The organism is Candidatus Rhodobacter oscarellae (genome assembly GCF_001078595.1).
Lineage (GTDB): Bacteria > Pseudomonadota > Alphaproteobacteria > Rhodobacterales > Rhodobacteraceae > Rhodobacter_B > Rhodobacter_B oscarellae.
The window spans coordinates 1,997,653-2,021,914 of sequence record NZ_LFTY01000002.1 but is presented as its reverse complement, the minus strand read 5'-3'; the positions used below and the strand labels follow the sequence as shown (position 1 = coordinate 2,021,914).

27 protein-coding genes are annotated in these 24,262 nt (G+C 65.0%); 18 read left to right on the top strand and 9 right to left on the bottom strand.

Going from position 1 to position 24,262, the window contains the following annotated elements:
• Positions 1–92: 92 nt before the first annotated feature.
• Positions 93–269, bottom strand: coding sequence for a hypothetical protein (locus AIOL_RS25735; protein WP_200898757.1), 177 nt, complete (start codon positions 267–269; stop codon positions 93–95).
• Between the two features lie 303 nt (positions 270–572).
• Between AIOL_RS25735 and AIOL_RS14525 the strand changes: the two genes are divergently transcribed.
• Positions 573–1,112 (top strand): adenine phosphoribosyltransferase, encoded by a 540-nt coding sequence (locus tag AIOL_RS14525; RefSeq protein ID WP_049643641.1) that lies wholly within the window; start codon positions 573–575, stop codon positions 1,110–1,112.
• Positions 1,113–1,382: 270 nt separating this feature from the next.
• On the opposite strand, the gene yghU is transcribed toward AIOL_RS14525, so the two are convergent.
• Positions 1,383–2,246 (bottom strand): glutathione-dependent disulfide-bond oxidoreductase, encoded by an 864-nt coding sequence (gene yghU, locus AIOL_RS14520; RefSeq protein ID WP_049643640.1) that lies wholly within the window; start codon positions 2,244–2,246, stop codon positions 1,383–1,385.
• An 81-nt stretch (positions 2,247–2,327) separates the two neighbouring features.
• On the opposite strand from yghU, the gene AIOL_RS14515 reads away from it, so the two are divergent.
• Entirely contained in the window at positions 2,328–2,756 is a 429-nt protein-coding gene (locus AIOL_RS14515; protein WP_049643639.1) for a VOC family protein, read from the top strand.
• Between the two features lie 653 nt (positions 2,757–3,409).
• Positions 3,410–4,939 (top strand): YifB family Mg chelatase-like AAA ATPase, encoded by a 1,530-nt coding sequence (locus tag AIOL_RS14510; RefSeq protein WP_049643638.1) that lies wholly within the window; start codon positions 3,410–3,412, stop codon positions 4,937–4,939.
• A 257-nt stretch (positions 4,940–5,196) separates the two neighbouring features.
• Here AIOL_RS14510 and AIOL_RS14505 read toward each other — a convergent pair whose 3' ends face one another.
• Genes AIOL_RS14505 through cobU form a run of 3 tightly spaced genes read right to left on the bottom strand, consistent with a single transcriptional unit; the run spans position 5,197 to position 7,204 of the window.
• Positions 5,197–6,060 (bottom strand): glutathione S-transferase, encoded by an 864-nt coding sequence (locus AIOL_RS14505; RefSeq protein WP_049643637.1) that lies wholly within the window; start codon positions 6,058–6,060, stop codon positions 5,197–5,199.
• Between the two features lie 59 nt (positions 6,061–6,119).
• Positions 6,120–6,686, bottom strand: a complete 567-nt coding sequence (locus AIOL_RS14500; RefSeq protein ID WP_049643636.1) for a histidine phosphatase family protein — start codon at positions 6,684–6,686, stop codon at positions 6,120–6,122.
• On the bottom strand, positions 6,683–7,204 hold the full coding sequence (cobU, locus tag AIOL_RS14495; RefSeq protein WP_049643635.1) for a bifunctional adenosylcobinamide kinase/adenosylcobinamide-phosphate guanylyltransferase: 522 nt from the start codon (positions 7,202–7,204) through the stop codon (positions 6,683–6,685). The genes AIOL_RS14500 and cobU overlap by 4 nt, the downstream gene beginning before the upstream one ends.
• Before the next feature lie 105 nt (positions 7,205–7,309).
• Between cobU and AIOL_RS14490 the strand changes: the two genes are divergently transcribed.
• The 10 genes from AIOL_RS14490 (at position 7,310) to AIOL_RS14445 (ending at position 16,791) form a co-directional block, all read left to right on the top strand.
• On the top strand, positions 7,310–8,188 hold the full coding sequence (locus AIOL_RS14490; RefSeq protein WP_049643634.1) for an RNA polymerase factor sigma-32: 879 nt from the start codon (positions 7,310–7,312) through the stop codon (positions 8,186–8,188).
• 20 nt (positions 8,189–8,208) lie between these two features.
• Positions 8,209–9,009 carry a ChaN family lipoprotein gene (locus tag AIOL_RS14485; RefSeq protein ID WP_235439037.1) on the top strand — a complete coding sequence of 267 codons (801 nt, stop codon included), beginning with the start codon at positions 8,209–8,211 and terminating at the stop codon, positions 9,007–9,009.
• A 77-nt stretch (positions 9,010–9,086) separates the two neighbouring features.
• On the top strand, positions 9,087–9,329 hold the full coding sequence (yidD, locus tag AIOL_RS14480) for a membrane protein insertion efficiency factor YidD (protein WP_049643632.1): 243 nt from the start codon (positions 9,087–9,089) through the stop codon (positions 9,327–9,329).
• A 417-nt stretch (positions 9,330–9,746) separates the two neighbouring features.
• Positions 9,747–9,962, top strand: a complete 216-nt coding sequence (locus tag AIOL_RS14475) for a hypothetical protein (protein WP_152912539.1) — start codon at positions 9,747–9,749, stop codon at positions 9,960–9,962.
• An 88-nt stretch (positions 9,963–10,050) separates the two neighbouring features.
• Positions 10,051–10,878, top strand: a complete 828-nt coding sequence (gene ttcA, locus AIOL_RS14470; RefSeq protein ID WP_049645467.1) for a tRNA 2-thiocytidine(32) synthetase TtcA — start codon at positions 10,051–10,053, stop codon at positions 10,876–10,878.
• A gap of 199 nt (positions 10,879–11,077) precedes the next feature.
• A complete protein-coding gene (locus AIOL_RS14465; protein WP_049643630.1) occupies positions 11,078–12,634 on the top strand; it encodes a putative bifunctional diguanylate cyclase/phosphodiesterase in 1,557 nt (518 codons plus the stop codon).
• A gap of 99 nt (positions 12,635–12,733) precedes the next feature.
• On the top strand, positions 12,734–14,566 hold the full coding sequence (gene yidC, locus AIOL_RS14460) for a membrane protein insertase YidC (protein WP_049643629.1): 1,833 nt from the start codon (positions 12,734–12,736) through the stop codon (positions 14,564–14,566).
• Positions 14,563–15,309 (top strand): MOSC domain-containing protein, encoded by a 747-nt coding sequence (locus AIOL_RS14455; protein WP_049643628.1) that lies wholly within the window; start codon positions 14,563–14,565, stop codon positions 15,307–15,309. Before yidC ends, AIOL_RS14455 begins: the two co-directional genes overlap by 4 nt.
• 53 nt (positions 15,310–15,362) lie before the next feature.
• Entirely contained in the window at positions 15,363–15,953 is a 591-nt protein-coding gene (gene yihA / locus AIOL_RS14450) for a ribosome biogenesis GTP-binding protein YihA/YsxC (protein WP_049645466.1), read from the top strand.
• A gap of 133 nt (positions 15,954–16,086) precedes the next feature.
• Positions 16,087–16,791: an SGNH/GDSL hydrolase family protein gene (locus AIOL_RS14445; protein ID WP_082152806.1), complete on the top strand. Its 705-nt coding sequence runs from the start codon at positions 16,087–16,089 to the stop codon at positions 16,789–16,791.
• Between the two features lie 12 nt (positions 16,792–16,803).
• Here AIOL_RS14445 and AIOL_RS14440 read toward each other — a convergent pair whose 3' ends face one another.
• Positions 16,804–17,499 (bottom strand): alpha/beta fold hydrolase, encoded by a 696-nt coding sequence (locus tag AIOL_RS14440; RefSeq protein WP_049643626.1) that lies wholly within the window; start codon positions 17,497–17,499, stop codon positions 16,804–16,806.
• 183 nt (positions 17,500–17,682) lie between these two features.
• A complete protein-coding gene (gene mdh / locus AIOL_RS14435; RefSeq protein ID WP_049643625.1) occupies positions 17,683–18,645 on the bottom strand; it encodes a malate dehydrogenase in 963 nt (320 codons plus the stop codon).
• A 165-nt stretch (positions 18,646–18,810) separates the two neighbouring features.
• Here mdh and AIOL_RS14430 point away from each other — a divergent pair, with 165 nt between their 5' ends.
• Complete coding sequence (locus AIOL_RS14430) at positions 18,811–19,563, top strand: sulfite exporter TauE/SafE family protein (RefSeq protein ID WP_049643624.1); 753 nt, start codon at positions 18,811–18,813, stop codon at positions 19,561–19,563.
• 38 nt (positions 19,564–19,601) lie between these two features.
• Here AIOL_RS14430 and AIOL_RS14425 read toward each other — a convergent pair whose 3' ends face one another.
• Entirely contained in the window at positions 19,602–19,922 is a 321-nt protein-coding gene (locus tag AIOL_RS14425; protein ID WP_049643623.1) for a hypothetical protein, read from the bottom strand.
• A 325-nt stretch (positions 19,923–20,247) separates the two neighbouring features.
• Here AIOL_RS14425 and AIOL_RS14420 point away from each other — a divergent pair, with 325 nt between their 5' ends.
• From AIOL_RS14420 to AIOL_RS14405, 4 genes are all read left to right on the top strand, one after another.
• Positions 20,248–21,102 (top strand): HpcH/HpaI aldolase/citrate lyase family protein, encoded by an 855-nt coding sequence (locus tag AIOL_RS14420; protein WP_049643622.1) that lies wholly within the window; start codon positions 20,248–20,250, stop codon positions 21,100–21,102.
• Positions 21,103–21,123: 21 nt separating this feature from the next.
• Positions 21,124–21,678 (top strand): NnrU family protein, encoded by a 555-nt coding sequence (locus tag AIOL_RS14415; RefSeq protein WP_049643621.1) that lies wholly within the window; start codon positions 21,124–21,126, stop codon positions 21,676–21,678.
• 4 nt (positions 21,679–21,682) lie between these two features.
• Positions 21,683–21,886 (top strand): DUF1737 domain-containing protein, encoded by a 204-nt coding sequence (locus tag AIOL_RS14410; RefSeq protein WP_049643620.1) that lies wholly within the window; start codon positions 21,683–21,685, stop codon positions 21,884–21,886.
• A 173-nt stretch (positions 21,887–22,059) separates the two neighbouring features.
• Complete coding sequence (locus tag AIOL_RS14405) at positions 22,060–23,088, top strand: MaoC family dehydratase (protein WP_049643619.1); 1,029 nt, start codon at positions 22,060–22,062, stop codon at positions 23,086–23,088.
• Positions 23,089–23,531: 443 nt separating this feature from the next.
• On the opposite strand, the gene AIOL_RS14400 is transcribed toward AIOL_RS14405, so the two are convergent.
• Positions 23,532–24,224, bottom strand: coding sequence for a putative metalloprotease CJM1_0395 family protein (locus AIOL_RS14400; RefSeq protein WP_053101287.1), 693 nt, complete (start codon positions 24,222–24,224; stop codon positions 23,532–23,534).
• Positions 24,225–24,262 lie beyond the last annotated feature (38 nt).

Genomic DNA, 24,262 nt, shown 5'->3' with positions numbered 1-24,262 from the left:
TGCGCGGCGGAAATTGCCACGCGCCGGGGCAAGCCTAGCGCCGACGGGCGTGCGCGTCGACAAAAATGCGCGGCATGCGGGTGTTTTGCGAGCTATTCAGCCGCGTCATGTTCCTTCAGGTAGCCCCGGATGAACTTGCGGATCTCGCGGGCCGCGCTTGTGTCCTGGTCCTTGCAGAGCTCCACGAAGGCGTCCCGCTCGCGCTTGTCCAGCCGAAGGATCAGCTGGCTGTCCTTCTTCTTGGCCTTTTTTTCTGGCTTCTCGCCCACGTTTTCACCCCAACCACCTTGAATTCCGCATATCTAATGTATATACATAAGATACACAATGCCCGAAGTTAGGATAACGAAGCACCCACGAAAGGAAAGAGAAATGAACTTACAGGCAGCCCGTCACCTTCTGATCCGCGACCGTTTGGATTGGAACAAACCGCATCTGCGCTGGGTCGCGGATCGGCTCTACCGCATGCACCGCGCCGCCAACGCGCGCTAGGCGCAACGCCGCGCGGACTTGCGATAAAAACGTGCATCGGCCACAAGGAGCCGAAATATCTTCGTCATACCGAGAGCAAGATGCACGCGCCAAATCCCATCGAGGCCTACATTCGAACAATCCCGGACTTCCCGCATGAGGGGATCCTGTTCCGGGACGTGACCACGCTTTTTGCCGACCCCGAAGGGCTGCGGCTGTCGATAGAACAGCTGACCGAGCCCTATCGGGGCCGCGGCATCGACAAGGTGGCCGGGATCGAGGCGCGCGGCTTTATCCTGGGCGGTGCCATCGCCCAGGGGCTCGGCGCGGGGTTCGTGCCCATCCGCAAGGCGGGCAAGCTGCCCGGCGCGACCATCCAGGAAAGCTATACGCTGGAATATGGCGAGGCCGTGGTCGAGGTCCATGACGACGCGCTGCAGCCCGGCGAGACCGTTCTGCTGGTCGATGACCTCTTGGCCACGGGCGGCACCGCGGAGGCGGGAATCAAGCTCTTGGAGCGGCTCGGCGCCAAGATCGCCGCCTGCGCCTTTGTCGTGGACCTGCCCGATCTGGGCGGCGGCGCCAAGCTGCGCGAGATGGGGATGGAGGTGCAGACGCTCTGCGCCTTCGAGGGGCTCTAGGGGAGCCCAGAAATTCGGTTAGGTTAGGTTGGGATTGGCCTGTGGCGGGCATTGGCGCGCCCCAATTTTCTTTCAAGAAAATTGCGAAACTCTTGCAAGAGTTTCTTCAGCGCGCCCCAAAATGATCGCTCTATCGCAACCTCATGCCGGCGCGCGGGGCCACTTTCCTTAGAAGGAAAGTGCAAATCTCTTGCAAGAGATTTGGCCCGTCCAAACGCCCGCTCCAGGCCCAAGCCCGCAATGGCATGGCCCCGGTCTAACTCTCCCGGTCTAACTCTCCGCGCCCTCTGGGTTCAGCTTGTCTTCCGTCCGGGTCTCAAAATCGCTCGCGTCATGACGCTCGCGCAGCTGCAAGGCGGGCTCGCCGAAGCCGCGATTCACCATGCGCCCCCGCAGGACCGCCGGGCGCGCGTCGATCTCCTTGGCCCAGCGCTGCACGTTTGCGTAACGCGCAACGTCCAGAAACTCGCCCGCCGAATAGAGCCGCCCCAGCGTGAGCTGCCCGTACCAGGCCCAGATCGCCATATCCGCGATCGAGTAATCATCGCCGGTCATGAACTGCCGCTCGGCCAGGTTGCGTTCCAACACGTCCAGCTGGCGCTTAGTCTCCATCGCGAAGCGGTTGATCGGGTACTCCCATTTCTCGGGCGCGTAGGCATAGAAATGCCCGAACCCGCCGCCAAGATAGGGCGCCGAGCCCATCTGCCAGAACAGCCAGGACAGCATCTCGGCGCGCTCGCCGCCTAAGAAGCGGTCGAACTTTTCGGCCAGGTACAGCAGGATCGCGCCGCTTTCAAATACGCGCTTGCCGGTCGAGACATCCATGAGCGCGGGGATTTTGCTGTTGGGGTTCACATCCACAAAGCCAGAGCCGAACTGATCGCCGTCACCGATTTTGATCATCCAGGCGTCATATTCGGCCTCCTCGATGCCGAGCGCCAGCAGCTCCTCGAAAAGCACCGTCACCTTCACCCCGTTGGGCGTGGCCAGCGAGTAAAGCTGGTGCGGATGCTTGCCGACAGGCAGCTCCTTGTCATGGGTGGGCCCGGCGATGGGGCGGTTGATGCTGGCGAAACGGCCGCCGCTTTCTGTGTCCCAGGTCCAGGTTTTCGGCGGCTCGTAAGTGTCGGTCATGTCGGTCTGCCTCATCATTGCTTGCGCGGACAGTATTTCTGCGGCTTGCTAAGGGAAAGGGGCAAACACGGGGGTGTGATCATGGCAGGCATTCAGGTCTCGGCGCTGGACCATGTGCATCTCTATGGCGCCGATCCGCAGGCCGCGGCGGGGTGGTACAACCGGGTATTGGGGCTGGTGGTGCATCCCTCGTCATCGCTCCGCGATCCGGCGCGCTCGGTCTATTTGGCGACCCCGCGCGGGCAGTACTGCGCCACATTCTTTAAGGGCGTGCCGCCCAGCGATGGGGATCACACCACCGCGTTCCGCGTGTCGGGCTCGGTCTTTGCGGCGTTCGGAGACGGGCTGCCGGATGGCGACATCCTTGGACGATCCGGAGCACCGTTGCGACGCGACGAGGCCGATGACCATGGGCCCGCCTGGTCCTATTACTTCCAAGACCCGGACGGGAACCATCTGGAGATCACGACTTATGATCATGAGCGGGTACGCAAGTGGTTCGCCGCGTAGCGCTGCGCACGGTAGGTTAAGAGATCCCTAACGGAGCTGCGGTAGAACCTGGGCTCGAAGCGCTTCGATCGCGCGGGATTGGCACTCCGCGCATTGACGACCCCCAGGCGGCGCCGCCGACCTATATTTGCCAATTAACGTATCGGCCCACGGCCCAGACGTTCACGAAATCCCGAGATCTGTAACGTGATGTGATCACGTTAACGAAATCTCAACCCGGCGCCGCTCAGAATGCCTGGGAGGCGGGTGGGTATGCGTTTGTTTCTACGTAATTCCCCCTCCTCCCTCCCTTATTATCCGCCGAGTCGGGCTAACAAATTGCTAACGGGCCACGAGCATCCCCGCGATGTCGTAACAAACAAGCCTGTTGTAACTGGAGATGCGGGGCCGAATGCGGAGCAGAATGGTTCCTGGCTGGCGGTCTTTTTGGTTTGCCCGGTGCTTGGTGTTCGGTACCCGGCTTGCTGGCGAAGCCCCGTCTGGACGACATATCTATTGCTCTCCAGCGAATAACAGCCTGTTTCTTTGCGTGCGCGTATCCACAGATCCCAGCGACCTCAGCTTTTTCTTTATGACAGCGCCGACCCGCAGACACTTGTTTACCTTTCCTAAACCATACGGGGGCATTCATTAACCGATCTTAAGGAGTGTTCATGGTCGCACGAGCCTACACCGTCGCCTTCCAGGGCGTCGACGCCCGCCTGGTCGAGGTGCAATGCGCCGTCGCACCAGGCCTGCCCGCCTTCTCCATCGTGGGCCTGCCCGACAAAGCCGTCAGCGAGGCCCGCGAACGGGTCCGCTCGGCGCTCAGCGCGATGGCCATCGCCTTGCCGTCCAAGCGCATCACCGTAAACCTCTCGCCCGCGGATCTGCCCAAGGAGGGGTCGCATTTCGATCTGCCGATCGCGCTGGCGCTGCTTGCGGCGATCGAGATCCTGCCGCTCGAGGAGGTCGAGCATACCGTGGCCCTGGGCGAGCTGTCGCTGGATGGCTCGCTGGTGCCGGTCATCGGAGCCTTGCCCGCCGCCATGGTCGCCTCGACCGAGGAGCGCACTCTGCTTTGCCCCGAGGGCTGCGGGGCGGAGGCCGCGTGGGTCGGCGCGGCCACCGTGATCGCCCCCGCCAGCCTTGCCGCGGCGATCCAGCATTACACCGGTCAGCGGGTGCTGGAGCCGGCTCAGCCGGGCGAGGTCCTGCCCGGCCCCCTGGGGCGCGACCTGCGGGACGTCAAAGGCCAGGAACGCGCCAAGCGCGCCCTAGAGATCGCCGCCGCCGGGCGGCACCACATCATGATGGTCGGCACGCCGGGATCGGGCAAGTCCATGCTCGCCGCGCGGCTGCCCGGGATCATGCCGCCCTTGACGCCCTCTGAGGCGCTGGAAACCTCGATGATCCACTCCTTGGCGGGGCTTCTGTCCGAGGGCGGCATATCGCGCGCGCGCCCATTTTGCGATCCGCATCATACCGCGTCCATGGCCGCCATCGTGGGCGGCGGGCGCGGCGCCAAGCCCGGCGAGGTCAGCCTGGCGCATAACGGCGTGCTGTTCATGGACGAGTTCCCCGAATTCCCGCGCCCGGTGCTGGAGACCCTACGCCAACCCATCGAGACTGGCGAGGTTGTGGTGGCGCGGGCCAACGCCCATGTGCGCTACCCATGCCGCTTCATGCTGGTCGCCGCGGCGAATCCGTGCAAATGCGGCTTCCTTCCGGACCCGGCGCGCGCCTGCGCGCGTGTGCCGCTATGCGGCGAGGACTACCTCGGCCGCATCTCCGGCCCGCTGATGGACCGGTTCGATCTGCGCATCGAGGTGCCGCCCGTGGCCTATAGCGACCTGGACCTGCCGGAGACCGGCGAGAGCTCGGCGGATGTGGCGGCGCGCGTGGCCCAGGCGCGCGCGCTGCAAGAGGCGCGATTCGCCGAGATGCCGAACGCGCGGGTGAATGCCGATGCCGAGGGCGCGCTGCTGGAACAGATCGCGCAGCCCGACACCGCGGGAAAGGCCCTTCTAAGCCGCGTTGCGGAGCGGTTCGGGCTTACGGCGCGCGGCTATCACAGGGTGCTGCGCGTCGCGCGCACCATCGCGGATCTGGATGGGAGCGACGGCGTGCACCAGCCGCATGTCGCCGAGGCCGTGAGCTTTCGGTTGGTCGAGGCAAGGGAGGCATTGCAGAAGGCGGGTTAGGGGAGAGCTATGGCGAATGAATAGGTCGCTTCTGGCCTCCGGGGGTGCTTGGTGCGACACAATTTTCTTGCAAGAAAATTGCGAAACTCTTGCAAGAGTTTCTTCAGCGCCCCCCGAAATGCTTCTTCTATTACAACCTATTCCCGGCGCGCGGGGCCACTTTCCTTGGAAGGAAAGTGCAAATCTCTTGCAAGAGATTTGGCGCGTCCGATGGGGAGCGCCAGGCCCATTGCGGGCTTTGGCGCCTGCGCGCGACCCTAGTCCAGAAGCGCCATGAAACTCGGCCAGGCCTCTGGGTCGGCCAGGGTCTTGTCCCGGCAGAACGGGTTGCAAAAGCCGTACACCTTGCCGTCAAGCGCCATGAAATCCGTGACGGGGTCACCGGAATAGGGGCAGGCGCTGTTGACGGACGGGCCCTGGGCAATCTCGGCGGCCCGCGGCGTCGGGCCTGGCCAGGGCTTTTGCGCGTTGTCCTTGGCGTAGCGTTGCGAGTTGCTTTCGCTGGCCAGGGCCATGGCGCGCCAGCGGCGAAACGCCGGATCCGCAAGGTGCCGGTTCACATAGCTAGCCGCCGCCGGCGACATCTCTAGCCCGTGACCCGCGATTCGGGCCGCGACGGGGGCGAAGAACGCATCCGCAATCGAGTAGCTGCCGCAAAGCCAGGGCCCGCCGAACGCGTCCAGGGCATGGCTCCAGATGCTGTCGATGCGCGCAAGGTCCGCGTTCACGTCGTCGGCGGGCGCGAAATCGGCATAGGCCACCAGCAGGTTCATCGCGCAGCCGCGGCGCAGCGCGAAGAAACCCGAATGCATCTCGGCCGCCAGGGTGCGCGCGGTGGCGCGGGCCTTTGCCCCGGCGGGCAAAAGACCGGCCTCTGGGTTACGGGAGGCCAGCTCCTCGGCGATGGCCAGGCTGTCGCTGATCACCGCGCCCTCGGTCGAGACCATCGTCGGCACGGTGCGCGCGGTGGGGTAGGGGGCCAGCGCCCCCCAGCCGGCTTCTTTGTCCGAGAGGTCGACCCATTTGGTCTCTCGTGGCAGATTAAAGACTTCGAAGAGCAGCCAGGCGCGCAGCGACCAGCTGGAATAGGGGCGGTCGCCCAGGATAAGGATATCAGTCATGTCCAGCAGCCTAGCCGCCGCGTTACAAAATAAGAAGTGAAGTTTTTAGATGATGTCCATCACGGAAGATGATTGATCGGGTCCGCCTCGCCTCCCGCAATCCGTGTGACCGAGAGGTTGTCGATCTTGTGGCCCAGCGCCTGGTAGGCGGTGACGCCCAGGGCGCGGCGGATCTGCGACACGATCACCCCCATATGGGCCACCGCGATGATGTGGCGCCCGGGATGCGCGGCGGCCAGCCGGGCCACGGCCCGGGCAATGCGCGCCTCGGCCTGGTTCCAGCTCTCGCCGTTTGGCGGCGCGGCGTCGCCGGGCTGCTCCCAATAGGCGCGCGACAGCTTGGGGAACCGCGCGGCGACGTCGCGGAAATGCATCCCGTCCCAGTCGCCGAAGTTGAACTCGCGCAGTTCGGGCTCATCCGGCAGGCGCGCCCGGGCGCCTTGGATCGCGTCGGCGGTGGCGGTGCAGCGGATCAGGTCGGAGGAGATCACCAAGGCGTCCTGGGGCAGATGCGCCGAGAGCCGCGCGATCTGCGCGCGGTCCGACAGGTCGGCGGGCACGTCGCGCCAGCCCACAAAGGCCTTCTCATGCGTGGGCCCGTGGCGCACCCACCAGAACGTGGTCATTCCAGGGACCCTTTTAGCACCAAGGGCAGCCCCGCCGCGACCAGCACGGCGCAATCTGCCCAGGCCGCCAGGCGCTGGTTCAGGCGCCCCTGCGCGTCCCGGAACCGCCGGGCCAGCGCGTTTTCCGGCACGATCCCTTGCCCCACCTCGTTGGACACCACGACCACCTCGCCCGCGCAGGCCTCAAGCGCGGCCAGCAGAGCATCGCTCTGCCCCGAAAGATCCGCCTCCGCCAAGAGCTGGTTGGAAAGCCACAGCGTGGCGCAGTCCAGCAGCACGGCCTCCTGCGCAGAGACCTCGCCGAGCGCCGATGCGACCTCCAGCGGCGCCTCGACCGTGCGCCAATCCGCGCCGCGATCGGCTTTGTGTTGCGCGATGCGGTGCTTCATCTCGCCGTCAAAGGCCTGCGCCGTGGCGATGTAGACGCGCGGCTTGCCGGTTTCGCCCAGCAGCGCTTCGGCAAAGCGCGACTTGCCCGACCGGGCGCCGCCCAGCACAAATATGCGTTTCGGCCGCAAAATTGTTCTCCGATGTGATCCAAACCCGGATGTGAGCCGTAACAGGGGAAACGGCGCGTCGTAAAGCATCTTGCGCGGCGCGCGATCTGGCCTGGGGAGGCGCTGATGCCGCTTGACGCAACCGAGAACCGCACCCTGTCGCGCAAAGCGATGCGTGCCGAGCTTTTGGATGCCGAGACCGAGCTTCGACTGGCCTATGCCTGGCGCGACCAGCGCGACGAGGCCGCGCTGCACCGCCTGGTGACCGCCTATATGCGGCTGGCGATCTCGATGGCGGCGAAGTTCAAGCGCTACGGCGCGCCGATGAATGACCTCATCCAAGAGGCCTCGCTGGGGCTGATGAAAGCGGCCGAGAAATTCGACCCCGACCGGGGCGTGCGCTTTTCGACCTACGCTGTGTGGTGGATCAAGGCGTCGATTCAGGACTACGTGATGCGCAACTGGTCGCTGGTGCGCACCGGGTCCACCAGCAGCCAGAAGTCCTTGTTTTTCAACATGCGCCGGGTGCAGGCTCGGCTCGAGCGCGAGGCCGCGGCGGTCGGATCAGAGCTTGACCGCCACCAGCTGCACCAGATGATCGCCACCGATATTGGCGTGCCCCTGCACGATGTCGAGATGATGCATGGCCGCCTGTCCGGCTCGGATTTCTCGCTGAACGCGACCCAGTCCAGCGAGGACGAGGGGCGCGAATGGGTCGACACGATCGCCGACGAAAGCGACCCCCATGACGAGACCGTCGAGCGCGCCAAGGACAACCTAACGCTGCGCGGCTGGCTGGCCGAGGCGATGGGCGATCTGAACGAGCGCGAGCGCTTCATCGTCCGAGAGCGCAAGCTGCGCGACACCGGGCGCACGCTAGAGAGCCTGGGCCAAGAGCTCGGCCTGTCAAAAGAGCGCGTGCGCCAGCTAGAGGCCGCGGCCTTTGGCAAGATGCGCAAAAGCCTTGAATCGCAATCCGCCGAGGTGCATCACTTCCTCGCATGATGAGATGGTGCCTAGCTTTCGTGGCCGCTTCCTGCCTTTGCGCAGGGCCGGCTGACGCGCGCGACGAGCGCATAGACCAAAACCGACTAAGCGCCCTGCCGCCCGCCGATGTGGTGCTTTTGGGCGAGGTCCACGACAACCCGCTGCATCACGAGAACCAGGCAACGGCGGTGGCCGCGCTGCGCCCCGCCGCCCTGGTCTTTGAGATGTTCACCGAGGCCCAGGCGCTGGCCCTGCGCCCCGAGATGCTGGTCGACCAAGCCGCGCTCGAGCAGGCGCTGGGCTGGGAAGAAAGCGGCTGGCCCGATTTTGACCTCTACTTCCCCATCTTCGAGGGCGCGCCGGGGGCTGCGGTCTTTGGCGGCGGCGCGCCGCATGAGGCCGCCCGCGCCGCGGTTGGAGAGGGCGCCGAGGCCGCGTTTGGCGCGGCGGGCACGATTTTTGGCCTGGATCTCGCGCTGGACGACCGCGAGCGCTCAAAGCGCGAGGCCATGCAGATGGCCGCGCATTGCGATGCGCTGCCGCCGGAGATGATGCGCGGCATGGTCGAGGCGCAGCGCTTGCGCGACGCGGTGCTGGCGCGGGCGGTGATCGCCGCCTTCCAGGACACCGGCGGCCCGGTCGCGGTCATCACCGGCAACGGGCATGCGCGCAACGATTGGGGCGTGCCGCGGATGCTGCGCCGCGCCGCGCCCGAATTGCGGGTGCTGACTGTGGGCCAGCTCGAGACCGCGCCCGAGCGCAGCGCGCCGTTCGATCTATGGTTGGTAAGCGACGCGCCCGAGCGCGCCGACCCCTGCGCGGCGTTCAACAAGGACTAGGACCCATGGGCATTTATCGCGCGGGCAATGTCCAATCCAAGCTTGGCCCCCGCGCCGGTTCGCATTAACTGTCGCTCATGACCCCGCTCGCCTATCTTCTTGCACTGCCCGTGCGCGGCTACCGGTTGCTGTTCAGCCCCTGGGTTGGGTTCAACTGCCGCTACCATCCGACCTGCTCGGCCTACGCGCTGGAGGCGCTGCGCAAGCATGGCGGGCTCAAGGGCGGCTGGCTGACGATCCGGCGTATCATGCGCTGCCACCCCTGGGGCGGGTCCGGCATCGACAACGTGCCCGAGCGGGTTGAGGATCGCCCGGATTAGGGCTTGCCGCACCGCGTGCCGCGCCGGAATGCGCGCGCGCGGAATTAGGCGTTGAGAATTTCGCCAAAAGCTGTATACAGGCGCCATCGCAACAACCAAAAGAGGAGGCACGAGATGACCAATTTGTATGTTCGAAGACGCCTCCTTGCGATTTTTGGCGGTGCTCTTGCCTGGCTACGCCCAGCACTTTGAGCCTCGCCACCGGCCTCTTTTGAAGCATTCGCCAAAAGCGGCCTAACCACCCTCCACACTGAACCGCAGATCCAAGCCCGGCCCTGATTCTGGACCTCCCGATTCTGGTCCTCCAGATTCTGGCCCCACGAACCCGGCCCCACGAACCCGGCCCCACGAACCCGGCCTGTGTTTGTCTCTGCTTCCCAACACCAAAGGAGTCGGCCCATTTGCGCCGGAGAAACCATGACACGATACGAACTTTTGCCGCTGAACATGATGCTGGAAACCGCGATTGCTCATTACGGGCCGCGCCGCGTGCTCTTGGCCGCGCTAGGCGGGTTCTTTGCGCCCGCCAAGCGCGCGCCCCAGGATGCCAGCCAGCTTGGCGACCATTTAAGGCGCGACGTTGGGTTGCCGCCCGCCGAGCCCAGTAGCCACTATCTGGGGCATCTGCGGTGAGGCCTCGGGCGCCCCGTTGCCGCGGGGCGCCCTGACGTCTCACATCGCATACTTGTTCGCGGGCGCCATCTGGCCTATGCCCGCGCGCATGTTGGACAATGGCTCAGAGATCCACCCGCTTTTCGAGGGCGCGCCCTCGACCACCGAGTTCAAGAAGCTCCGCAAGCGGATCGTGCGCGAGACCCGCGAGGCGATCCAGCATTTCGGGATGATCGAGCGCGGCGCCAAATGGCTGGTCTGCTTGTCCGGTGGCAAGGACAGCTACACGCTCTTGGCGGTGCTGCACGAGCTGCAGTGGCGCGGGCTCTTGCCGGTCGAGATCCTGGCCTGCAACCTGGACCAGGGGCAGCCGGGCTTTCCCGCCACCGTGCTGCCGGGGTTTCTGGAGCGCATGGGCGTGCCGCATCGCATCGAGTACCAGGACACCTATTCCATCGTCATGGATAAGGTGCCGCAGGGGCGCACCTATTGCGCGCTCTGCTCGCGGCTGCGGCGCGGCAACCTGTACCGCATCGCGCGCGAGGAGGGCTGTTCTGCAGTCGTGCTGGGCCATCATCGCGACGACATCCTAGAGACCTTCATGATGAACCTCTTCCACGGCTCCAGGCTGGCCACCATGCCGCCCAAGCTGGTGAACGAAGAGGGCGATCTATTCGTCTATCGCCCGCTGGCCTTCGTGGCCGAGGCGGATTGCGAGAAGTTCGCCAAATCAATGGATTACCCGATCATCCCCTGCGACCTATGCGGCAGCCAGGACGGGCTTCAGCGGCAGCAGGTGAAGGCCATTTTGGACGGCTGGGAGGCCAACAACCCCGGGCGGCGGCAAAAGATGTTCCGGGCGCTGATGAATTCCCGGCCCAGCCATCTGCTGGACACGGATATCTTTGATTTCGTGGGGCTTTCCCGCAACGCCTAGGCCTTGCGGCGATGTGCGTCGGGGCCTGCGGATGGCGCGGGCGTTTGCCGTCAATCTGATGCCTTGGGTGACGGTCCGAACGAATTAAATAAAATTGTCGGCAAGTCTTTTTGTCCTGTTAAGCATTGACTGAGGGATCGCGGATAGCCTGCGCGGAATCGCTCCCAAAAGACGGAGGCAAAAGTGCCCCGGAATCTTTATGCTTCAATCACCTAAGCTCATCGTGAACCACATCGCCCAAACAGTGCGCACGGCCCTGTTCGGACCCCAAATACTGGCCTTCGCGCCTGCTCTGGCGTTGCTCGCCTACTGGTTCGGGCTGCAAGCGGTGGCCCTTTTCGTCGCGTTGGTCTTCCCGACCCTCTTGATTCTTGTTGGCGTGTTTAACGCCTCGGCCAGGCAAGCGCTGCGGCGCGGTCCCACCGACCCGATCACGCAGCTTCCGACCCGCGATGTGCTAGAGGCGGCGCTGGATCGCAGCTTCGCGCTTGAGGCTGAAACGGGTCTGCGCAGCGGCGCGATGGTTTTGGAGATCGATGAGTTTGAACATTACCTCACGCAGTACGGCGAACTCGCGGCCCAGAAACTGTTAGGGACGATTGCCGGGCGCGTCTCCAGCGCCCTGCGAGAGCTGGACACCGTGGCGCGCCTGGACAAATCGGTGTTTGCAATCGCCCTGTCCCCGGCACGGCGGGCCGATCTGGAAAGCATGATACAGATCGCGGCGCGGATGCAGACCGCGATTTCCGAGCCGCTGATGCTGGACGGGTTGCGGATCTATGTGACGGCCTCGGTGGGGTTTTGTGTTCCCAAACGCGCGTCCGAGAAGAATGGGCGCTTTTGCATCGAGGCGGCAGAGGCCGCGCTGGCAGAGGCGCAAGCAACCGGGATTGCGGCGATTCGGGCCTATTCCGCGCAGCCCAAGCGTAAGCGCGTGATGCGCGCCGGTTTGGTTGGCGAGGTGCATGGCGCATTGGAGGGCGGGCAGATCAAGGCCTGGTTTCAGCCGCAGATCTCGACCGACACGGGCCATGTCAGCGGGGCAGAGGCCTTGGCCCGGTGGGAGCATCCCGATCACGGTATCATCCTTCCTGGCGCGTTTTTGCCTGCGATTTCCGCCGCTGGGCTCACCGATCGCTTGGGCGAGGTGATCTTGTTCAACGCGCTGTCTGCGATGCATGAGTGGGTGGATGCGGGGCTGCACGTGCCCTCGGTTGGCGTCAATTTCTCGACCGACGACCTAAGCGACCCCAAGCTGCCGGACCGGATCCGGTGGGAGCTTGACCGCTTCGAGCTGACGCCTGATCGGTTGTGCATTGAGGTGCTAGAGACCGTAATCGCAAGCAATTCCAACGACATAATCGCGCGCAACCTGGCGAAACTATGCGAGATGGGGTGCAAGATTGATCTTGATGATTTTGGCACCGGGCACGCCTCGATCGCCAATATCCGGCGATTCTATGTGAACCGGATCAAGATCGACCGCTCTTTCGTGACAAATGTGGATCGTGACCGCCAGCAGCAACAGATGTTGACCGCGATCCTAGAGATGGCCAGCCGGCTAGAGATAGACACGCTTGCGGAGGGCGTTGAAAACGCCGGAGAGCACACTTTGCTGGCGCAACTCGGCTGCAATCACGTGCAAGGCTACCACATTGCGCGCCCTATGACCCTACGCGATACGTCCCTTTGGCTGGGCAAACACAGCCGGGACATGCCCAGCGGTCCAGAGATTCCACGAAAAACCGGCGCCTGAGTGATTTCCGGCACCTTTCTCGCTGGCAGCCCTTGACCTTTCCCGGCCTGCCCTGTTGAACCACGCCTGATCTGAGCACAGCATACGGGCGGTGTCCGAATGGACGAGCAGAATAGAAATCTAATCCTGGCAATCGTTTTGAGCACTGCGGTGCTCATCGGGTGGACTCTTATGTTTCCGCCGCCAGAGGCCCCTGTTCTAGAGGGGCCGGCCACGGCCGCCGACACGCCTGTCGCCGCGGATACGCCCAGTGCGGGCGGCGCCACCACGGCCACGACTGGCGGTGCGGCGGATAACGTGTCCGCGACCGGCGCGGACATTGGGCGCGTTGAGATCGAGACCCCGCGCTTGGGCGGCTCGATTTCGCTGCAGGGCGGGCGCATCGACGACCTGGAGCTGCATGGCTACAAGACCTCGCTGGATGCGGGCAGTCCGGATGTGACCCTGTTTGCCCCGGTCGGCGCGCAGGAGCCTTATTTTGTGCTTTATGGCTGGGCCCCGGGCGGCGATTTGGGCTTCGACGACGTGCCCAGCGCCAACACGGTCTGGACGCTCAGCGATGGCGATATGCTGACGCCTGAGACGCCGATCACGCTGACCTGGCAGAACACCAAGGGCCTGAAATTCAGCCGCACGATCTCGGTCGACGCGGATTACCTGTTCACCGTCACGCAGAGCGTCGAGAACACCGGCTCGGCGATCGCGCGTCTGGCGCCCGACAACAAGATCGTGCGCGTCGGGCAGCCGCTGGACCAGCAAGGGTTCTTCATCATCCACGAGGGCGCGATCCGTCAGACCGGCGAAGAGCGCGAGGAATGGGACTGGAACGATTTCCCTGATCTGGGCGGCGACCCGCGCTGGGGCGCCAGCGCGGACGCGGTGCAGGTGCAGGAAAACGGCTGGGTCGGGTTCACCGACCATTACTGGATGTCGATGATGATCCCGGCGGCGGATCAGCCCTTTGAATCGGTGCTGCGGTATTCGCCGCCCAGTGATCGCTACGAGACCGTGGTGCGCCTGAACACCCTCGCGGTGGAGCCCGGCGAGACCCAGGCGGTCACGACCCGCCTGTTCGCGGGCGCCAAGGAATGGGAGACCATCCGCGACTACCAGGATAATGACGGCATCCACGAGTTCGTGGACAGCATCGACTGGGGCTGGTTCTTTTACCTGACCAAGCCGATCTTCTTCCTGCTGCATTGGGTGAACCAGATCATCGGCAATATGGGCTGGTCGATCATCGCGCTGACGCTGATCATCAAGGCGGTGCTGTTCCCGCTGGCCTATCGCTCTTACGTGTCGATGGCCAAGATGAAGGAGCTGCAGCCAGAGATGGAGAAGCTGCGCGAGAAGGCGGGCGACGACCGCCAGAAGCTGCAGCAAGAGATGATGGCGCTCTACAAGAAGGAAAAGGTGAACCCCGCCGGGGGCTGCCTGCCGATCCTTCTGCAGATCCCGATCTTCTTCAGCCTCTACAAGGTGATCTTTGTCACGATCGAGCTGCGGCACGCGCCCTGGTTCGGCTGGATCACGGACCTCTCGGCGCCGGACCCGTCCTCGATCTTCAACCTGTTTGGCATCTTGCCCTTCGCGATCCCCGAGCTTGGCCTGTTCGAGTTCCTGTCGCTGGGCATCCTGCCGATCCTGCTGGGGATCTCGATGTGGCTGCAGCAAAAGCTGAACCCGGCCCCGGCGGACCCCACGCAGCAGATGATCTTTGCCTGGATGCCTTGGGTGTTCATGTTCATGCTGGGGGTCTTTGCCAGCGGCCTGCTGGTCTACTGGATCGCCAACAACACGATCACCTTCGCGCAGCAGTACCTGATCATGCGCAGCCAGGGCTACAAGCCGGATGTGTTCGGCAATATCCGGTCGAGCTTTAAGCGCAAGGACAAGCCGCCCGAGGAACCCACCAAGAAGGCCAAGAAGTGACCGGCGCCCGCGTCACCGAGCTTTGGCGGCACCCCATCAAGGGCCATGGCCGCGAGCGAATAGAAGCGGTGACGCTGACCGCTGGTCAGACCATGCCCTGGGATCGGGTCTGGGCGGTGGCGAACGAGCGCAGCAAGGCGGATGGCTCAAAATGGGTGCCCTGCGGGCATTTCTCGCGCACCTCCAAGGCGCCGGCGCTTATGGCGATCACGGCAGAGCTGGACGAAGCGACCGAGCGGCTGACATTGCGCCACCCCGATCTGCCGGATCTGGCGTTCTCGCCGGACGCAGAGCCCGAGGCGCTGGTGGAATGGTCGCGCGGCCTGATCCCCGAGGACGCCCTGGCCTCTAGCCGAATCGTGCGGGCGCAGGCGGTGGGGTTCACGGATAGCGATTTCCCCAGCGTGACGCTCTGCAACATGGCCTCGCATCGCGCGGTCGAGCAGCATCTGGGGCAGCCGTTGTCGATCCACCGCTGGCGCGGCAACATCTGGCTGGACGGGCTGGCGCCCTGGCAGGAATGGGAGTGGCTGGACCGCGAGATACGCATCGGTGGGGCGGTGCTGCGCGGGCGCGAGCGCACCGACCGCTGCATTGCGACCACCGCGAACCCCGACACCGGGCGCCGCGACGCCGACACGCTGGGCGCGCTGGAGCATTGGGGCCACCAGGATTTCAGCCTACGCGCTGAGGTGATCGAGGCCGGCGATATCCGTCCGGGCGACGGGGTGGAGCTGCTTTGATCACCTTCCCGCTTGCCCCCGAGCCCGACGACGCGTCCCGCGAACGCGGGCGCATGCTGTTTGCGCAGACGGCGGAGTTCCTCAAAGGCGTGGTGGCGATGGACGGCCTGCCGCCCGCGGACCGGGTCGAGGTCTGCTTTGCCGGGCGCTCGAATGTGGGCAAGTCCAGCCTGATCAACGCGCTGACCGGCCGCAAGGGCCTGGCGCGGGCGTCGAACACGCCGGGGCGCACGCAAGAGATCAACTTTTTCACCCTGACCGAGGCGCTCTATCTGGTCGACCTGCCGGGCTATGGCTACGCCCAGGCGCCGCTTCCGGTCGTCGAGAAGTGGCAGCGCCTGCTCAAGGCCTATCTGGCCGGGCGCGCCACCCTGCGCCGCGCCTTCGTGCTGATCGACGCGCGGCACGGGGTGAAGGCCCCGGACGAAGAGATCATGGCGCTGCTGGATAGCTCCGCGGTGACGTTCCAGGCGGTGCTGACCAAGACCGACAAGGTGAAGGGCAAGGATCTGGACCGAGTGCTGAACCAGGTGCGCGCGGCGCTGTCCAAGCACCCCGCCGCCTTTCCCGAGCTGGTGCTGACGAGCTCTGAGAAGGGCGACGGGATCGCGACCCTGCGGTCGCTGATCTCTGGGATTGGCTAGGCTGGCGCGCCAAAGCCGCCGCCAGCCGGCGATTGTCGCCCACGCAGCGCCATTTTCCGGCCACGATCTTGCCACCTGACCGCCCGCTGGATTACGCAAGAGCGTAACAGCCAGCACCTAGAACGGGGACGTGATGCTGAGGTCAATCTGGAGCCATACGGCGCGCGCGGCGCGCCTGGCAATGTTCATCTTCATCGGGGTCCTGCTGGCCACGTTGGTCCGGGCCGAACCGATGCGCGTGTTGGCGATTGGCGATTCGCTGATGGCGAGCCATGCGATCTCTGGCCGATCCGTTGCGGGCTACCTAGAGCGAGAGCTGGGCGTGCCGGTCAAGGACCGCTCGGTCCTGGGCGCGCATATGGTCTATAGGCTGCCGATAAGCGGTGCTATGGGGCTGTCGATCCCGGCGCAGTTCCGGGGGGAGGACTGGGATTGGGTGGTGATGACCGGCGGCGGCAACGACCTGTGGCTGGGGTGCGGATGCGGGCGCTGCGACCGGCGCATGAACAAGCTGATCAGCAAGGACGGCACCCGCGGGAAGATCCCGCAACTGATGGCCAAGATACTCAAGAGCGGCGCCCGGGTGATCTATGTGGGCTACCTGCGCAGCCCCGGCATCAACACACCGATTGAGCATTGCAAGGACGAGGGCGACGCGCTGGAGGCGCGGGTGGCGGACCTGGCCGCGCGGGTGGACGGGGTGTATTACCTGTCGCTGCAGGACCTGGTGCCCAGCGGCGACCGCAGCTATTTCGCGATCGATCTGATCCACCCGTCCAAGAAGGCCAGCGCCCGGATCGCGGCGCGCGTGGCGGCGCTGATCAAGCCGTCCAGCTAGGCCGGCGCCCGCCTAAAGCCCCAGCCAGTCGCGCAGCACGCCGGTGACGTGGTCGGGCCGCTCCAGCATCGGGTAATGCGCGGTCTCGCCCACGACCTCCAGTTGGGCGTTCGGCATCAGATGGGCCATGAACTCGTGCCGGCGCACCGGGTACACAATGTCATGCTCGCCGCAGATCACCAGGGTCGGCGTCTTGGCGCGCCGCAGGGTGCTTTGCTGGTCGGGGCGCCGCTGCATCATGCGGGACTGCCGGATGAACACCTCGGTCCCCAGGGTGAAGGCCATTTGCTTGGCCAGCGCGACCAGCTCTTGCTGGTCAGGGCCCGGCGCGGCGGCGGCGCAGGTAAGCTCTGGCTCGATGGCCTGCGCGAGCCGCCCGGCGCGCGCCTTGGCGATCAGCGGCTCGCGCGATGCGGCCAGGTTGGGCAGCTCCTGCTGGCAGGTCGTGCTGATCAGCACCAGCTTGGTGATCCGCGCGGGGTCTTGCCGCAGGACCTCCATCGCGACGATGGCCCCCAGCCCGTGACCGGCCAGGGCGAATCGCGCGGGCGCCTGCTCGAGCACCGTTCGGGCGACCGCGTCGACGGTTTCTTGGTGGAAGACCGGCGCGATCTGCACCGAGGTCTCCATCGACAGGGCGATGATCTGCGGCCAAAAGACCCGCGCATCCGCCATCATGCCGGGCAAAAGTACGAGGGGGTCAGGCATTTAGCTACTCATGTGGCGCGACTGTTTACAAGCTTGGACGTTACCCTGTCTTGGGCCAAGGCTTACCTGATTTTCACCGCGCGAACAGCGCAAAATTGCCCGGGCGCCGCCGCGTCACACCGCCCCATAAACAAAGAGAGGCGCCGTTGCCCGGCGCCCCCCAAACTCTTGTTCCGCAGGCGCTTAGGCCAGGCTGCCGTCGATGGCCTTGCAAGCGTCGACGAGCCCCTTCACGGCGCTCACGGAGCTGTCGAACATCTCCTGCTCTTCCTTGGTCAGCTTGATGTCCACGATCTTCTCGATCCCGCCGGCGCCGATCACAGTCGGCACGCCGACATACATGCCCTTCACGCCCAGCTCGCCAGCGCAATAGGCGGCGCAGGGCAGGACGCGCTTTTGGTCCTTCAGATAGCTCTCGGCCATCTCGATCGCCGAGGTGGCGGGCGCGTAATAGGCGGACCCGGTCTTGAGCAGGCCGACGATCTCCGCGCCGCCATCGCGGGTGCGCTGGACGATGCCGTCCAGTTTCTCCTGCGTGGTCCAGCCCATGCTGACCAGATCCGGCAGCGGGATGCCCGCGACGGTCGAATAGCGCACCGACGGCACCATCGTGTCGCCATGCCCGCCCAGCACAAAGGCGGTCACGTCCTTCATCGAGACGCCGAATTCCAGCGACAGGAAGTGGCGGAAGCGCGCGCTGTCCAGCACGCCGGCCATGCCGCAGACCTTGTTGGCGGGCAGGCCCGAGAATTTCTGCAGCGCCCAGACCATGGCGTCCAGCGGGTTGGTGATGCAGATCACGAAGGCGTTCGGCGCGTGGGCCGCGATGCCCTCGCCGACGGATTTCATGACCTTCAGGTTGATGCCCAACAGATCGTCCCGGCTCATCCCCGGCTTGCGCGCAACACCGGCGGTCACGATGCAGACATCGGCGCCCGCGATATCGGCATAGTCGGTGGTACCGGACATCGCCGCGTCAAAGCCCTCCGACGGGCCGCTCTCGGCGATATCAAGCGCCTTGCCCTGGGGGACGCCGTCTGCGATGTCAAACAGCACGACATCGCCGAGCTCCTTCATCGCGGCAAGATGGGCAAGCGTGCCCCCGATCTGTCCCGAGCCAATAAGGGCGATTTTGGGTCTGGCCATGTGAGCTTTCCTCAATCCAGTTTGCAGTTGCGGCATTGCGTAATCCGTCGCGGCGGGGGGCGCAAGAGCACGCCACAGCCGCACCGGCCGCCGGTTGGGTCGGGGCGACTGGTGCGCGCTTCATAAACGACTATGGTTAATGCACTCTTTTGGACAGGCGGGGCCATGGCACTCGATTTCACGTTTTTTGCGGTGGCGATCCCCTGCGTGTTGTTTCTGGGCATCGACAAGGCGGGTTTCGGCTCGGCCTCGGCCATCGCCGTGGTGCCGGTGCTGACACTGATTCTCGAGCCGGCCGAGACCGTGGCGCTGATGCTGCCGCTGCTCCTGGCGATGGATTTCGTGGCGCTGCGCGCCTATTGGGGCAAGTGGGAGCCGGTCACCACCCGCGTGCTGATCGCGGGGAGCGTGCCGGGGGCGTTCCTGGGCGCGGCGGTGATCGCCTATGTCAGCGTCGATGTCTTCCGGCTGCTGATCGGCGCGCTGGCGCTGGGGTTTGTGGCCTTCCGGCTGGCGCAGCAAAGCGGGGCGCTGCGGCTGGGAACCCGCGAGATGTCGGACCCGGCGGGCTTTGCCTTCGCGCTGGGCGCCGGGGCCACGAGTTTTATCGCCCATGCGGGCGGGCCCGTGGCGTCAGTCTATTTGCTCTCGAAGAAACTGACGAAACTGGAGTACCAGGCGACGACGATCATCGCATTCTGGGTCAACAATCTCGTGAAGATCGTGCTGTACCTCTGGCTGGGCTTTCTCAGTTGGCAGACGGCGCTTGCCGATCTGTACCTGCTGCCTTTTGCCGTACTTGGTACGCTACTTGGGGTCCGTGTGCATCGCGTCGTGCCCGAGAAACTGTATTTTACGCTGATCTACTTATTTTTAACGATCGCGGGCACGAAGCTTGTTTTTGATGCGCTCGCCTGAGCGCGGTTTTGCTCCTCCGTCACTGTCTGATGTCTCCCTTAAAGCGCGGTGCCTTTGGCGGGGGTCAGATCGCCGTTTGTGGCTTCGAATGCCTGGCCAGAGGCCACAAGGCAGGTCATGCCAGACGGGTTGGTGACGGTGATGGTCCATGTGCCGGTCTCGAGCGAGGCGAACACCTCTACCACAGAGTTGTTCGGCGCCAGGCCAATCGACTGCCGGCTTTCGCCATAGGTCTCTGACAGGCGCTCGACCACGCGTTCGCGGTCGGCACAATTGTTAGTCTGCTGAGCAAAGGCGTGCTGGGTCGCAAGGATCAAAGCGCCAAAGCCCAGGGAGAGTGCTAGAAACTTTTGTTTCATGGGTCTTTCCCTATTCGAGGGCTGATCCCGTCCGGGCCATCCGGTTTCACCGGCGGTCGGGTTTCGCCCAGTTTCAACTGGCGTCGGATCTGTCGCACCGCTTATTTTCAAGGGCCACTTGAGCGGATTTCCCTCATCCAACGTGCCAAGCAGAGTGCGCCTTGGGAAAGAAGATTCGGTTAATCGCGCGCGCGTCCAGATGATTAAAACTTTACGCAACAGCTAGGGCGCTGAATTCACGCAATTTCTGCGGCGCGGCATATCGAGGCTTGCGCTCGCCAAAGCAGCAATTAGGTTGCCGCGCAATAATCTTGCGAGGGGAATCATGGATCACGCAACAAAACCTTACCGCTCGGTGCTCTACATCCCCGGATCAAAGGAGCGCGCCCTAGAGAAGGCCAAGGGCCTGCCCGTGGACGCGATCATCTTTGACCTCGAAGACGCGGTGGCCCCGGACGAGAAGGCCAACGCGCGCGCGCTGCTGGCCCAGACCCTTGCGGGCGGCGGATATGGCGACCGCGTCAAGCTGGTGCGGGTCAACGGGCTCGACACAGCCTGGGGCGCCGAGGACATCGCCGCCTTTGCGGCCTCCTCTGCGGATGCGCTCTTGATCCCCAAGGTCGCCTCGGCGGCGGATCTGGACACGGTGGCGGCCATCGCGCCGGACAAGGACCTCTGGGCGATGATCGAGAGCCCCGCCGGCATCCTGCACGCCGAGCAGATCGCCGCCCATCCCAAGATGAAGGGCTTCGTGCTGGGCACCAACGACCTGGCCAAGGATCTCGGCGCGCGGTTCCGCGCCGACCGGCTGCCGCTGATGACGGCGCTGCAGGTGGCGCTGCTGGCCGCCCGCGCCCATGGCGTGATCTGCATCGACGGCGTCTATAACGCCTTCAAGGACGAGGACGGGCTGCGCGCGGAATGCGAGCAGGGCCGCGACCTAGGCTATGACGGCAAGTCGCTGATCCACCCGGCTCAGGTTGCGATCACCAACGCCGCTTTCGCGCCCACCCAGGACGAGATCGCGCTGGCCGAGCGGCAGATCGAGGCCTTCAACCAGGCCAAGGCGGCGGGGCAGGGCGTGGCGGTCGTGGACGGCAAGATCGTGGAGAACTTGCATGTTGCCACCGCAGAGGCCACGCTGGCGAAGGCCGCCGCGATCGCGCGGCTCGAGGGGTAGCCATCCGAAAGGAGAGCCAAGATGCTGTTTTTGATGATCCTAGGGGGCGCGCTTTGGGCGGGCGCGCATGCCTTCAAGAGGCTCGCGCCAGAGCAGCGCCTGGCGATGGGCGCGCGCGGCAAGGGGCCCGTGGCCCTTGCGATCCTGGCGTCGATCGTGCTGATGGTCGTGGGCTACTGGAACGCCGACTACACCATCGTCTACGACCTGCCTGGGGCGGGCCACCTGGTGCTGCTCTTGATGCTCCCGGCGATTGCGTTGCTGGGGCTGGGGTCGTCCAAGAGCCGGCTCTGGCCCGAGATGCGCCACCCGATGCTGACTGGGTTCGCGTTGTGGTGCGGGCTGCACCTGCTGGCGAACGGGGACAGCTCGTCCATCCTGCTCTTCGGCGGGCTGGGCGCCTGGGCCGTGGCGCAGATGTGGCTGATCAACCGGGGCACGGGCTGGGCGCTCGCCAGCGGGCGCAAGCCGGGATCGCAGGCCGGGGACATTCGCCTCGCTGTGATCACCTTGGTGGTCTACGCGGTGCTGATCGTGCTGCACATCTTCCTAATCAAGAACCCATTCACGGGGTGACCCTATGAAGGCCTACCGACTGCTGACCGAGGAGGACAATTCCGCCTTCTGCCACAAGGTGACCGAGGCGCTGAGCAAGGGCTGGGCGCTTTACGGCGACCCTGCCTATGCCTTCGACGCCGCCAGCGGCAAGATGCGCTGCGCGCAGGCCGTGGTGAAGGACGCCGAGGGCGACTATGCACAAGGGGTCAAGCTTGGAGAATTGTGACCGGGAGCGCGCAGACCCTTGCAAGGGTCTGGCCATTTCTTTGAAAAGAAAAAGAAATGGTGCCCGGCCGCATCTGGCACGGAACCTAAAACCTTCGCGGCACCAGAGCCTTTCAAGGCTCTGACAAATTCCTTCCAAGGAATTTGCGTCGCTCTGAACACAGGACGAATAGCATGACCAAGACCAATGCGGGTCGCTTCTTTGAGGATTATGCCGTCGGGCAGGTGATCCGGCACGCGGTGCCGCGCACGATCTCTGGTGGCGAGCGCGCTTTGTACCACGCGCTCTACCCGGCGCGCGGGGCGCTCTATTCCTCCGACGCATTCGCCGGCGCCTCAGGGCTGCCAGCAGCACCGATTGATGACCTGGCGGCCTTCCATGTGGTCTTTGGCAAGACCGTGCCGGATGTCTCGCTGAACGCCGTGGCGAATCTGGGCTACGCCGAGGGGCGCTGGCTGCAGCCGGTCTATGCGGGCGACACGCTGCGCTCTGAGAGCGAGGTGATCGGGGTCAAGCAGAACTCCAACGGCAAGTCCGGGGTGGTCTGGGTGCGCACGCGCGGGCTGAACCAGCGCGATGAGACTGTGATGGAATACGTGCGCTGGGTGATGGTGCGCAAGCGCGACCTGGACGCGCCCGCGCCCGCGACGGTGATCCCTGAGCTCGCCCCCGCCGTGCCGGCGGAGATGCTGGTGGTGCCTGAGGGGCTCAACTTCTCCAGCTACGATTTCGATTTGGCCGGGGAGCCCCATCGCTGGGGCGACTACGCGGTGGGCGAGCAGATCGACCACGTGGACGGTGTCACCATCGAGGAGGCCGAGCACATGCTCGCCACCCGGCTCTGGCAGAACACCGCCAAGGTGCATTTCGACGCCACCTTCCGCCCGGATGGGAAGCGCCTGATCTATGGCGGGCATGTGATCTCTATGGCGCGGGCGCTCAGCTTCAACGGGCTGGCTAACGCGCAGGTGATCGCGGGGCTGAACGGGGGCGCGCATGCCAACCCCTGCTTTGCGGGCGACACGGTGCGGGCCTGGTCAGAGGTGCTGGACCGCGCCGAGACCGGCGCGCCGGGGGTGGGCGCGCTGCGGCTGCGGCTGGTGGCCACGACCGGTGAGGCGTTCGCGCTGCGCGGCGAGGACGGGAAGTACCTGCCTGAGGTGCTGTTGGACCTCGACTACTGGGCGCTGGTGCCGATGTAGCTTGCCGGTGGTGAACCTAGCGGAGGCGGCGGTGTTTGGCCTGAAGGGGGTGCTGACCAAAACACACGACACCCTAGCAGCGCTTGCCGACACCAGAAGTTACGGGACCCACACGGAGCGACCGCCTAGCTTGCCTGGGCTGCGGCCATTCGGCCATTCGCTCGAACCGGTGGCGCTGAATGACCTCATTCCCCCAGGAGGCCGCATTTGAAACGTGGCAACTCATTGGAACGCGGGCGTTTTCAGACATCTCTCGCAAGACAGAACCGCTGCGCAAGCGACCTCCAGGTCGGCCGCAGCCCAGGTTGCGTATGCCTCTATTGAGAGGTCCCGGGTCAAGCCCGGGACGCCGGTACGCACGATGTCCGCTCCAGATGAAAATCACCCTGCCCAACTCGGATCACCCGGCATCCGAATGAACGCCGCCCAGGTGCGGGGCTGTCTCAGCGCGCCTCTAGTTGTGCGGCGGCCTCGGGGTCGCTGCGCGCTGCCGCGCGCAGCGCCGCAAGCTCGGCGATGGCGGCCATGCGTTGCGCGTCGGCCTGGGCGGCCACCTTGCGGTCCTGCCCCGAGGGCTCTGCGGGGGCCAGCGCCGCTGCCTTGACGACCTCCATCTTCTGGATCGTCGCCTCGGGGTCCCCGGGCACCGGGGCGGCGTCAATCGCCACCTCACCGCCGATGGCGTATTGCTGGCCATCCGGGCCGGTCTGGTAGCTGTAGGTCGGTTGCCCGGCATATTCGCCGCCCACGGCCGCGTGGGCCTGCTCATGGGCGCGGACCTCGCGGTCGCGGGCCTTGAGCTTTTGCACGACCTGCTGCTCTTGCTCGGTGAGACCGGCGGCGTTGCTGGCGCTTTTTTCGGCCCTTGTGCTGGCATCGGCGCGGGCGAGCAGCAGATTGCGGCTTGCCTTGGAGCTTTCGCCGCGCGGGGCAAGCTCGGTGGTGCCGCCGAGGCGGTCGCTTGCGCTGAGCGCCGCTTGGGACGCGGCCCGGGGCGCGTCCTGGGATGCGGCTGGGGATGCGGCTGGGGATGCGGCGGCCGAACGGGCCGCCCGCTCTGCAAAACGTGCCGACATGATCGAATACACCGAGGCCTGCGGTGCGGCTGCCGCGGCGGTGGGATCAACCTGCTCCATGCCTTTCCCCTCTCCCATAGCGTGTGGATCCTAGCAGT